This is a genomic window from Thermomonas sp. (assembly GCF_025993755.1).
Taxonomy (GTDB): domain Bacteria; phylum Pseudomonadota; class Gammaproteobacteria; order Xanthomonadales; family Xanthomonadaceae; genus Thermomonas.
In genome coordinates this window covers 1-9,967 of sequence record NZ_JAMQHN010000056.1, presented here as the reverse complement: position 1 = coordinate 9,967, position 9,967 = coordinate 1, and the positions used below count along the sequence as shown (strand labels likewise).

Here is a 9,967-nt window from a genome sequence, read left to right as displayed (position 1 = left end):
TCCACGGTCTGCAGTTCGCCGGTGTCGGTCACATCGACCACCTGGTCGCCGCCGTACATGACGTGCGCCGCCGGCGTCGCGGCCGCGCGCGGATCCTGCTGCGCGGTCAGCGTGGTGATTTCGGAAGCGGAATAAACGGCGCGCAGCCCCGTGACCTGCGCCTTCACGCGGTCGATCAGCAGCGGCTCGGCCGCCAGCCATTCCTGGGCGATTGCGGTCACGGCAGGTACTCCCGCCCGAACACCTTCGCGCCGGGGCTGAAGCGCACGTCGGCCGGCGCCGTCGGGATCTGCGCTGGGTCGCTTGCGCCGAGGCTGAACTTGCCCTCGGCAATCAGGGACAGAAACTTGATCGCGTCGCGGTAGTCGCGAACGACCGGATCGGTGCGCTCCTCGCCATCGCGCCAGGGGTGGAGCTTGTAGCGGACGATCGCCCGCGCCCAACCGGCAAGGATGACCGGCACACTGGCCAGCGGCACGGTGTAGCGCCCGCCGATGTAGCCCTCGATGAGACCATCGGTCTCGACGATGGCCGCGTTGATCCGCTCCAACGCCTCGTCGGCGGCAGCGACTTCCGGCGAAGCCCACGCGCTGCGGTCGCCGCCGCGCAGGCTCACGTCCAGCAGCTCGGCATCAACCACGGCTTCATGACCGGTGCTGGCCACCTGGGCCAGCTCCAGCGCGCCGGGCGATTCCGCGAGCTGCAGGAGCGTGACGTAGGACATCAGTCCGCCTTCCCGGCCTTGGCGGCTTTCGCCGTCTTGGCGGGTTTGTCGGGCGCCGATCCGTCATCGACCGCCCCGCCGCCGCTGACGATTTCCAGCGCCGGCTCCGAGCGGATGGCGGCGAGGATTTCGGGCGTGAGCTTGGCGGCGTCCAGCGTGATGCCGTTGCGGGTAAACGCAATTCCGGCGCGCCGGAATCCGGTCTGGGACTTGCTGCGGACGATGAGCGGTTCGGACATTGGGGGTTCCTTGGGTTCCTTGGCTTGCACCGGGGCCGCGCGCGCGGCGCGGCCCCGAACGGTTGCGGTCAGGCCAGGAAGGGCGAGACTTCGACGGACACCACGCCTTTCAGCACGTTGTCCGCGCCGCTAGCCAGCGTGGTTGCGTTGATCAGCTTCCGCGCAGACCACTCCAGGCTGGGCGGCACCAGCAGCACCGTCGGCTTCACGCCCAACGGCCGGCCGCCGTCACCCTTGCGAGCGGTCATCTCGGTGAACGCCGCGATCAGGTTGGTCTCGTCGAGCGTCTTGCGGCTGCCGTAGGCCAGCTGCCACAGCCCGTAGCCGACGTTGCAGCGGCTGTCCACGCCGTAGACGTACTCGGCGCGGTCGAACACGTTGTCGTCAGTCTCCGAGGTCTTGGCCACGAAGTTCGGCGCCTTGCGATCCTGGAAGATCACCGGCTTGATGGCGCGGCTGGTGTCCAGCAGGTACCACGCGGTGCCGCTGCCCGAATTGTTGTCCCAGTTCGCCTGGCTCTGCGTGACGCCGTTCTCGTCCGTCACCGGGTGGTCGGTGTCGAAGAAGTACTGGCCGTCGTAGCACAGCGTGCTGGGGCCGTTCTTGATCAGGCCGAAGGTCAGTTTGTCGGGGTTTTCCGCAGCGGAGCGTCCCATTTCGGTCATCAGCGGCGAGAACACGCCGTACTGGTCGTCCTCGATGGCCGCGCGCGGCACGCCGACGGTCAGCTCGAACGACTTGTTCTTGATCGTGTAGCCGTGGGCCAGCACGCCGTTGACGACGCGGTCGCCAACCCACTCCCGCATGTTCGGGAGCTGGCCCAGCCAGCCGTACTCTTCGGCGCCGGTGCTGGAGGGGACGGTCATGGCCACGCGGCTGTAGATCGGCTGCAGCCCCGCGAAGCCGGCGGCGAACGCCGTCTTGAAGGCCACGAAAAGCGTGCTGAGGTTGCCTTTGGTGATAAGCATGTCTGTGGTCCTGTGTTGGGGAAGGGAATCAGCCGACCAGGACCCAGACGCCGCGGGCGTCCACGTCGATGATCTTTCCGGCCGCCTTGCGCGAAGCCGAGCCGTCGGTCTTGGCGACCGTCTGGTTGTCGACGATGTAGCAGGTGGCGCCGATGTCGGAGACCGCGATTTCATCGGCGTCGGACGAGTTGAAGAAGGCGTAGCAGCCACGGCTGTAGGTGAGGGTCTTGACGCCGTCGCCGATGACGGTGTCCTCGGCGACGCCGACCGCAGCGCCCGCGCTGGCAGTGCCGGCCGGGACCAGGTTGCCGCCCGACGTCAGGCGCGTGACCAGGGTGCCGGCGTAGATGGTGGCGCCGGAATTGACCAGCCCGCTGATCTGGTCAGCATTGCGGGCGGGGGTGTTGCGACCAGCGGTTGCAGCGGTCATGTCTCGTCTCCGTCAGGTGGGGGTTCAGGCGGCCTTCTGGACCGCGAAGTCCTTCGGCGCGATGCCGGTGGCGGCGCAAACCGCCAGCTCGTCTTCGGTCAGGCCGTCCGCCGAGGCGGTCGCGGTCGGGCGGCGCCCGCCCGTCTGCGTTCCGGTCAGCGCGGCCAGGGGCTGGGCCTTGTCGAGGTAGGCGCGCAGCGCGGCGATGTCCTTGCCGCCCAGGTCACGCGCCCAGGCTTCCAGCGCCGGCAGCAGGCGGCCATCGGCCAGCGCCGGCGCGACCAGGTCATCGACCGCGCGCGTGTTGGCCTGGGCGGTCAACGCGGCGATGTCGTTGCGCAGGCTCTCGACCACGCCGATCTCGACGTAGCGCGCCGGGTCCGGCGCAGCGGTGCGGTTGCGCAGCGCGGTGATGGCGGAGCCGATCGCGGCATCGTCGGCGTCGGCCTGCAGTTCCAGCTGCTGGCACAGCGCACTGACCCGGCTGGCGGCGGCGTCGATGCGGCCGTTGATCGCGGCGGTCAGCGCCGCCTCATCGGTGTAGGCGCTGGCGTCGAGGCCCAGGCGGACGGCGAGGGCGAGGAGGTGTTCGTTCATTGCGGGTGCTCCATCGAGGTGAAAGCGCGCGGCGGCGCGAGGTGCGATCTGGGCCATGCCGTCAATCGCCGGGTTGTTGGTCAACGCGCCCATCAGCAGCCGTTGCACCGCGCCGGTGCGCAGGTCGTAGCTGAAGACGGGGCTGAAATAGCGGTATTCGCCGGCGGCGACGTACTGGCGCGCGCGCTCGGTCAGCTCGACGGTCAGCCACAGTCCGGAACCGTCGCGCCACTCCATGTCGCGGACCCAGCCGGCGGCGGGCGCCGGCTGACCGTTGTCCTCGGCGAGCAGGGTCTGGTGCTCGTAATCGATCACCAGCGGCGTGCGGGTCGCCCGAAAGGCGTCGATCAGCGCCTGTGCGGAGGCGGCGTCGATGCGCCAGGCGTCCACGGACATCTCGCGACCGTCGCGCGGCACGAACGGGCCGACCGGAAGCGCCTGCACCTGATAGAGGTTGCCGGCGTCCGCGTCCGCGTCCGGGATCTGGAAAAAGCACGGCGCGATGGCCACCCCGGCCGGGAGGCGCGCTGCGCGATGGAGGGTTGCGGTCTTCGCCATGTCCAGCGAATCGTGCCGACGCGCGCGCGCAGGCTGGACGCGAACGGGTTCGCTGTCACCCGACGTGGACTATCTATAGAGGACGGCGGCGCGAATCCGGGTCATCGGTGGCCGTCTTGAGCCGGTGGCGCCGCCGGCTGGATCATACCTGCTGGCAGGCGACGCACGGTACCCGCTTGTCGACGCCGTCAGGCCCGAATTTCGGAAAATTGCCGACTCGGCCGGGCGACTTCCGACGAAACCCGCCGAGACCCCGTTTAAAACCCGTTTAAATCCGTCAGGGCGCGGCGAGCGCCCCCGCTCTGGGGGGGTTGCCGCGCCCAGGGGGCCGCTGGGGCGCATTTCGCGTCTCGTGCGCTTGTCCAAAATTCACCCCGCCAGCCGTCGCAGGTAGCCCGCGAGGGTCTTTTCCATCCACGCCAGGTCTTCGGGGCTGGCGCCGAGGTACGGGCGTGCCGGGACGGCCGCCGGGCCGGGCGCCATGCCGGACGTGCCGCCGAACTGGTGCAGCGCCGCGTAGGGCAGCGGCGCGGTGGCCACGGCAGCGAAGTCCGGGCCGTAATCCGGCCGCAGCTCGTTGCGCAGCCGACCCTCCATATACAAGAGCGTCTCGGGGTAGCCTGCGCGGCGCTTGCGCTGCTTGTACTTCTCCGACAGCGGCGCCCAGGCACTGCCGTCCGGCGCGCGCTGCGTGTCGAACCGATCCTGGGTGCGGTGCATCCAGCCCTCTGCGATGTCCGCCATCGCCACGCTCTGGTCTTCGCCGAAGTCGAACAGCCGTGAGAGCACATCTTGCAGCGCGGCGCTGTCGACGATGACGTTGACCTGAAAATCGGTCACGGCACGCTCCCGACGAGCAGCTGGCCGCTGGCAAGACGCAGAACAGACGCGGGCACGGTATCCAGCCCCACCAGCACATTGCCTCCATCGCCCATGCGCCAGCGGGCGCGACGGTAGCCGTCCTCGACGCGCCAGGCGTAAACCAGCTCGTGCGCGATCGCATCAAGCAGCACCACGTCGGGTTGCGGCATCCGCGCTGGAAGATCGCGCAGGGCGAATCCAATGCTTTCTCCCGCGACAGATTGCAGCGCCTGCGCGTCCAGCGCGCGCACCAGCATCAGCGCGCTGGTGGGCGCCAGTCCGCGCTCCTCCAACGCGCGGGCGGTGCCCGGTAGCAACATGCCCACGGCGGCGTCACCGCGTGGCGCGCCGCGCAACATCGCGTCGATCATGTCACCCGCGTCCGCATGCCAATCGTCCGCGCGGCGGCGCGCATCCTCCAGCGCGCGCTCGCGCCAGGCGGGTGGCAGGTCCATCACGCGCTCGCCGAACCGGCGCGCTGCGGAAAGGGACCGCGCCTCCTCGCCGGCGTTGAAGTCGAACCCGGGATCCACGCCATTCGGCACTTCGTGCTGGCCGCCGTCGGGCGCAGTCCACGCATATGAGCCGTCGTTCGGCGCGGTGTCCGGGCCGTCCTTGCCCAGTGCCTTCAGGTCATCTGGCGACAGCGCGCGAATTCCGCACTTGCAACCCCAGCCGTTCATCGGCGCATGCGTGCGCCACCAAGGATCATCGTTGCGCAACACCAGCCCGTCCCAGCTCACGTGCAGCGGGCGCGGCATCCGTGAGGTGCCTTTGTCGTTGTGGCGGTACTGCAGGTACGGCCTGGCGGCGCTCATCGCCGGCGAGGTGAGTTGCTGCCAACGTCCCGCGTTATAGCTCTGGCGGACGTTGGTCTCGTAGATCACCCGCGTGCGCCAGTTGCGCCCGCCCTTGTAGGCCCACCCGTGGCGCGTCACGATTTCGTCGAACGCCTTGCGAAACTCACGCAGCGGCATGCCGCTGTCAATCGCTCCCTGCACGATGCTGCGCAGGTCGTCCAGCAGGTCGAGCTTGAATGCGCCCGCCACCATGAACCCGTGCGCGTGGTCAGCGCGCTGCAGATCCCACCAGCCCCCGGTCGGCACGCTGACCTTGCGCCGGAAGAAGGCGACCTGTTCGGCGAATGGTCGGCTGGCGATGCGAATGTCAGGCACGGCCGGTCTCGCGCTCGGTGTCGTAGCGCCCCGCCAAACCGGAGGCGGCCATCGCGCCGTCAAGCACGTCTCCCAGCGCGTCCAGCGGTAGATCCGCGAATTGTTGCGACAGACGTCCCAGCAGGTCGTCGTAATCCTCGGCGCTGGCCACCAGCTCGCGGATCTGGTCCAGCCAGCCATCAGTGATCGCGCCGGCACGCGCCGCCAGCGCCTGGGCGAGCGCGTCCGCGTAATCCGGCGCTTCCGGCAGGACCGCCCGCGCCGCCGCCCGGGCGCTGGCTTGCCCGCCGGGGAACGGCGACGGCGAGAACCCCGTCGCCGCAGTCAATAGATCGGCGTCGTCCTCGGCCTCGGGAATGCCCAGCTCCGCGTGCGCCCAGCTGCGCTTGATCCGCATGCCCATGCCGACCAGCCCCGGCAGCGCCGAGGCGAAGACCGTCAGGTCCTTGTTTTCTGCGCAGTCGAAGACGAGCCTCGGGCAACGCCGCAGGCCACCGGGCAACAACCCGTTGAGGACGGCGAGCGGGTACAGCAGATCGCGTGTGAGCGTGGCGCCGATCTGTTTGGCGTCCGCTTCGCGCAGATCCTTGCGCACCTCGTTGTGGACGTTGCCGAGCGCATTGGTGTTGCTGCCCCGGTCCGCCTGGCTGGTCAGGGTGGCGCCGAGGATGACCTTCGACTCGGTGCGCTCGCACCAGTCCATCATCAGCTCGAACGCTGCGGCGTCGCCATCGGCGGTGTCGTGGAAATCCAGGCTCATGCCCTCGGGGATGATCCCGGCGGCGTTGTGCCCGACGTTCACCAGCGCCTGCAACAGCGTCATCTTCTCCTTGTCGCTGGCGCCGGACGGGAACTTGCCGATCCGCAGCGGGATTCCGTAGATCTCCAGGAACTCGGCCAGGTCGCCCACGCTGTAGTTCTTGAACAGGTACGGCCAGACCAGGGCGCGGAACAGGTTGGCGCGTTCCAGGTAGCCGCTGCGGGCCTTGTGGGTGTGGACGATCCAGCCGAACGGTTGCAGCGGCGCGCCATCGGGGCTGTAGTCGCGCAGCCGGATTTCCTGCGTCACGCCGCGGTAGAGCTTGAACCAGCTCTGCGGCCGGTGCGTGATCGATTTCGGGCGCCAGAAGCCATCGGCGCGCATCCACTCGATCTCCTGACACGCGAAACCCTTGCCGATCGCGTCGGTAGCGTCGAAGAGCGCGCCCTCGATGTCGTCGACTTCGTCGAGCAGCGTCTTGAGCCGGTCGGCGGCCTCCTTTTCCTGCGGCGTCGCGTCGTCCGGCGGCACCACGTCCCACGGTCGGCCGGCCACGGCGCGGCGGCGCTTGCCAAGCTCCGCGAGGATGTGGCCGTCGCGCTCCTCCATGTCCTCGAAGAGCTCGTACTGGGCGATCAAATCGCCCTGTTCGGCCGCCAACAGGACCGCCGCCAGCTTGGCCGGCGTCAGCCCGCGCGCGGGGTGGTTCTGCCACTCGGCGCGGAGCTGGCCAACCTTGCTGGTCTGCGGCTGCGAGAGGTCGGCAAGGCGGATGGGCTGGCCGTCCTGGCCAAGGATGCGGGTTGAGGTCACCATGCCTGCTGCTCCGGAATCTTGATGTCGTTGTCGCCGGCGTCGCCCGACAGCACGTTGTCGAAGCCGCGGCTGTGGCGCGGCACGGGCACAAACCCGATCTCGCCAACATCGATCTTCTCGACCGCGAACATCGCCAGCACCAGCGCGATGGCCGAGTCACCGTGGCGCGGCTTGCCGTCGGCGCCCGTGGTGCGGGCGTCGTCCGGCACCTTGGGCACGCCTCGGGTCTTCTTCACCGCGCGCAGGTCGGCCAGCACATCGGCATCGGCCGGCGTCGTGATGGTCTGGTCTTCGAAGTGCGCCTTGAAACGCGGCATGTGCTCGATGTACCAGGGCGCGCTCAGTTTGATCTGCTGGATGCGCTGGGCGCCGAACTCCTGCGCGGCGGCCTCGGCCAGATAGCCACCGTTGCCGGTCGCATCGTGTGCGCCGCCACGAAACTTCGGCAGGCGGCGGACGATGTAGAACAACACCTCGCGCTGCTGGTCGTAGGGGATGTTGCGCAGCTCGACAACGAACGGCGTGTGCAGCGTGCTGTCCTGCTGCTCCTGCAGCGGCCAGATGTCCGACAGGTCGCCGTGGCGCGCGAAGTCGCAGCCGTAGTAATGCCGGCGGTTCTCCGGCAGCGCCTTGAGCAGCGGCAGCAGGTGGGCCTCGCACCACTCGCGGCTCTCGGCCTCGCGCAGGTGACGGGCCAGCATGGCGAAGGTGTCCGGCTGCGACCAGCGCACCACCGGAATGCCGGGTCGCTGGCTGGCGACGATCTGCGCGCGCGCCAGATAGGCGCCTTCGCCGCTGCTCGGCACGACATCCAGCTCCTCCTGGGCGTCGTCACCGTAGAACTTGTAGACCGATGCGCGCCATGCGTCCTCGGCCTCCTGCGTCCAGGCCACGCCCTTGCGCATGCAGACGCGCTCGAACAAACCGTCCTCGATGGCGTCGTCGAACGTGAAGCGGTGGACGCGGCCGGCGCGCTTGTCGGCGCGGATTTCCTGCACCAGTTCGTTGAACGGGTTGTCCTCGCCGTCGTGCGTGCTGATCACGCGCACCTTGCCGCCCCAGATCAGCAGCGCCATCGCCGCCTTGAGCAGCTCGCCCAGATCGTTGTGGAAGGCGGCCTCGTCGATGACCACCACGCCCTGTTTGCCGCGCAGGTTGGCTGGGCGGCTGGACAGCGCGACGATGCGGAACCCGGACGGGAACTTGATCGTAAAGGTCTTGATGCGCTGCTCGGCGTCCTTCTCGTCGCGGAAGATTTCCTCGCCCTCCTCGATCGCGCCCGCCGCGCGGTCGAACACCAGCGCCCACATCGCGCAGGCCTCGACGAACTCGATGGCCATGTCCATGTTGTAGCCGATGTAATAGACGTTCTGGCCGCCGGCTGCACGGTCGGACGCGGCGATCAGCACATCGTCGGAGGCCTCCGCCCAGGTCAGGCCAATACGCCGCGACTTTTCGGCGACCTTCAGCTGCGCGTCGTCGGCCACCCAGCGTTGTTGGTAGCCAAGCAGCGCGGCGGGCGCTTTGGCGCCCACGGTGCTGGTGATCGCGGCGGTGAGCGGGTTCGCGGTCATCCGATGCCCAGGATCTCTTTCAGGATTTCCTCGCGCGCGGCCGCCGACATGCCGCGTTTGCGCGCCACCTTGTCCAGGTTGGCCTTCTGCTCTGCAAGCAGCCGTTCGCGCGCCAGCCGCGCGATTTCCTCGCGCTCCTGCCGGTTGACCTTGCGGGCGCCGATCACGTCCTTGGCGGCGCGGGCGAGCTTGCGCACCTCCTCGATGCTGGCCTTCTCGCCCGGCTGCTGGGCGCGCAGGGCGGCGTCGGCGGCCAGCGTGGTGATGGACTGCACCAGCAGCGCGCCGGCGCGATCGTCGGCGTTCTCGCCCAGTTCCTCGACCACCACGCGCGCGGCGGCGTCGATGTCCCGCATGCGCCCGACCAGTTCCTTTTGCGCGAGCGTGTAGCGCCCCAGCGCGGCGCGGCTTGGAACAGCTTCCTCGCCGTGCGCTTCGGCGACGTAGGCGCGCATTTCGTCCAGCGTCAGCCGCCCCTGACGAATCAGCTTGTCGATGGTGGCGCGCACCTCGGCCGGGCTGCGCTCGATGCTGCTCTTGCGGCCCATGTCAGGCCCCAGGACGGGCGACGCCCGGGACGTGCGACAAGCCGCGCGCCACGTCCTGCCCGTAGGGCGTCAGCTCGACGACCAGCACGCCGTCGAGGTCGGTCAGCGCGACCAGGGTCTGTTCCGCCAGCCACTGCAATTGCGTGGCGATGTAGTCGCGCGCCACCGCATGGCCGAAGCCATCCATCAGTTTGCGCAGCACGCTGGAGTTGGAGCGGTAGCCGGGCAGATCGCCCAGGATGCGCAACAGCACCAGGCGGCGGTCTTCGGTCAGGCGTTCGGCAAAGCTCTTGGTCATCTCAACGGTCCATCAAATGGTTTTCGATCCGGCGCACGGCGTCGCTGATATGGGCGCTGCGCTCGTCCTGGCGCTCCACCTTGCTGACCAGCAAGGCCAGCGCGTCGTACACCTTGCGCAGGTCGTCGTGAGTCGGGATGGTCGCGATATGTCGTTCGATCAACTGCAGCCGCGTTTCATGGTCGTTGTGACCAGCCTTGCGTTCGGCGATGGCCAGCTGCATCTGCTCGTGCAGGGCGAGATGGTTGTCCTCGATCTGCTCGAACCGCTTGTCGTCGCGCGATCGCACGAACAGCCAGACGTTCAGCGCGCCGCTGCCCAGCATGTAGGCCGTCGCGATCACACGCAGCAGCAGGTCCCAGTTCATTGCCGGCGCTCGCGGTAGTAGCGTTCGACCTCGGCGGCGCAGCCCACGCAGC

General features: G+C 68.7%; 13 protein-coding genes. All 13 read right to left on the bottom strand.

All coding sequences use genetic code 11. From position 1 onward, the window contains the following. On the bottom strand, window positions 1-221 hold a 221-nt coding region (locus tag Q0X16_RS04135; protein ID WP_297830914.1), incomplete at its 3' end, for a hypothetical protein. Further along, on the bottom strand, window positions 218-724 hold the full coding sequence (locus Q0X16_RS04130; RefSeq protein ID WP_297830912.1) for a DUF1320 domain-containing protein: 507 nt from the start codon (window positions 722-724) through the stop codon (window positions 218-220). The genes Q0X16_RS04130 and Q0X16_RS04135, both read right to left, overlap by 4 nt. Beyond that, window positions 724-963 (bottom strand): hypothetical protein, encoded by a 240-nt coding sequence (locus Q0X16_RS04125; protein ID WP_297830910.1) that lies wholly within the window; start codon window positions 961-963, stop codon window positions 724-726. Before Q0X16_RS04125 ends, Q0X16_RS04130 begins: the two co-directional genes overlap by 1 nt. Before the next feature lie 68 nt (window positions 964-1,031). Beyond that, window positions 1,032-1,931 carry a Mu-like prophage major head subunit gpT family protein gene (locus Q0X16_RS04120; RefSeq protein ID WP_297830908.1) on the bottom strand — a complete coding sequence of 300 codons (900 nt, stop codon included), beginning with the start codon at window positions 1,929-1,931 and terminating at the stop codon, window positions 1,032-1,034. Between the two features lie 28 nt (window positions 1,932-1,959). Next, window positions 1,960-2,361, bottom strand: coding sequence for a hypothetical protein (locus Q0X16_RS04115; protein ID WP_297830906.1), 402 nt, complete (start codon window positions 2,359-2,361; stop codon window positions 1,960-1,962). A 24-nt stretch (window positions 2,362-2,385) separates the two neighbouring features. Then, complete coding sequence (locus Q0X16_RS04110) at window positions 2,386-3,516, bottom strand: phage protease (RefSeq protein WP_297830904.1); 1,131 nt, start codon at window positions 3,514-3,516, stop codon at window positions 2,386-2,388. A gap of 369 nt (window positions 3,517-3,885) precedes the next feature. Then, a complete protein-coding gene (locus Q0X16_RS04105) occupies window positions 3,886-4,356 on the bottom strand; it encodes a phage virion morphogenesis protein (protein WP_297830902.1) in 471 nt (156 codons plus the stop codon). Then, window positions 4,353-5,552 (bottom strand): phage minor head protein, encoded by a 1,200-nt coding sequence (locus Q0X16_RS04100; protein WP_297830900.1) that lies wholly within the window; start codon window positions 5,550-5,552, stop codon window positions 4,353-4,355. The genes Q0X16_RS04105 and Q0X16_RS04100 overlap by 4 nt, the downstream gene beginning before the upstream one ends. Beyond that, complete coding sequence (locus tag Q0X16_RS04095; protein WP_297830898.1) at window positions 5,545-7,128, bottom strand: DUF935 domain-containing protein; 1,584 nt, start codon at window positions 7,126-7,128, stop codon at window positions 5,545-5,547. The genes Q0X16_RS04100 and Q0X16_RS04095 overlap by 8 nt, the downstream gene beginning before the upstream one ends. Then, window positions 7,122-8,702, bottom strand: a complete 1,581-nt coding sequence (locus Q0X16_RS04090) for a hypothetical protein (RefSeq protein ID WP_297830896.1) — start codon at window positions 8,700-8,702, stop codon at window positions 7,122-7,124. The genes Q0X16_RS04095 and Q0X16_RS04090 overlap by 7 nt, the downstream gene beginning before the upstream one ends. Further along, a complete protein-coding gene (locus tag Q0X16_RS04085) occupies window positions 8,699-9,250 on the bottom strand; it encodes a phage protein Gp27 family protein (protein ID WP_297830894.1) in 552 nt (183 codons plus the stop codon). Before Q0X16_RS04085 ends, Q0X16_RS04090 begins: the two co-directional genes overlap by 4 nt. A 1-nt stretch (window position 9,251) precedes the next feature. Further along, the gene (locus Q0X16_RS04080; RefSeq protein WP_297830892.1) at window positions 9,252-9,548 is read right to left on the bottom strand and encodes an ArsR family transcriptional regulator; all 297 of its coding nucleotides are present in this window, start codon (window positions 9,546-9,548) and stop codon (window positions 9,252-9,254) included. Between the two features lies 1 nt (window position 9,549). Then, window positions 9,550-9,967: hypothetical protein (locus Q0X16_RS04075; RefSeq protein ID WP_297830890.1), on the bottom strand; the 418-nt coding region annotated here is incomplete at its 5' end.

Coding starts and splice junctions, on each gene's coding strand:
- Q0X16_RS04130 (WP_297830912.1), bottom strand. CDS start 724: ATGTCCTACGTCACGCTCCTGCAGCTCGCGGAATCGCCCGGCGCGCTG.
- Q0X16_RS04125 (WP_297830910.1), bottom strand. CDS start 963: ATGTCCGAACCGCTCATCGTCCGCAGCAAGTCCCAGACCGGATTCCGG.
- Q0X16_RS04120 (WP_297830908.1), bottom strand. CDS start 1,931: ATGCTTATCACCAAAGGCAACCTCAGCACGCTTTTCGTGGCCTTCAAG.
- Q0X16_RS04115 (WP_297830906.1), bottom strand. CDS start 2,361: ATGACCGCTGCAACCGCTGGTCGCAACACCCCCGCCCGCAATGCTGAC.
- Q0X16_RS04110 (WP_297830904.1), bottom strand. CDS start 3,516: ATGGCGAAGACCGCAACCCTCCATCGCGCAGCGCGCCTCCCGGCCGGG.
- Q0X16_RS04095 (WP_297830898.1), bottom strand. CDS start 7,128: ATGGTGACCTCAACCCGCATCCTTGGCCAGGACGGCCAGCCCATCCGC.
- Q0X16_RS04090 (WP_297830896.1), bottom strand. CDS start 8,702: ATGACCGCGAACCCGCTCACCGCCGCGATCACCAGCACCGTGGGCGCC.
- Q0X16_RS04085 (WP_297830894.1), bottom strand. CDS start 9,250: ATGGGCCGCAAGAGCAGCATCGAGCGCAGCCCGGCCGAGGTGCGCGCC.
- Q0X16_RS04080 (WP_297830892.1), bottom strand. CDS start 9,548: ATGACCAAGAGCTTTGCCGAACGCCTGACCGAAGACCGCCGCCTGGTG.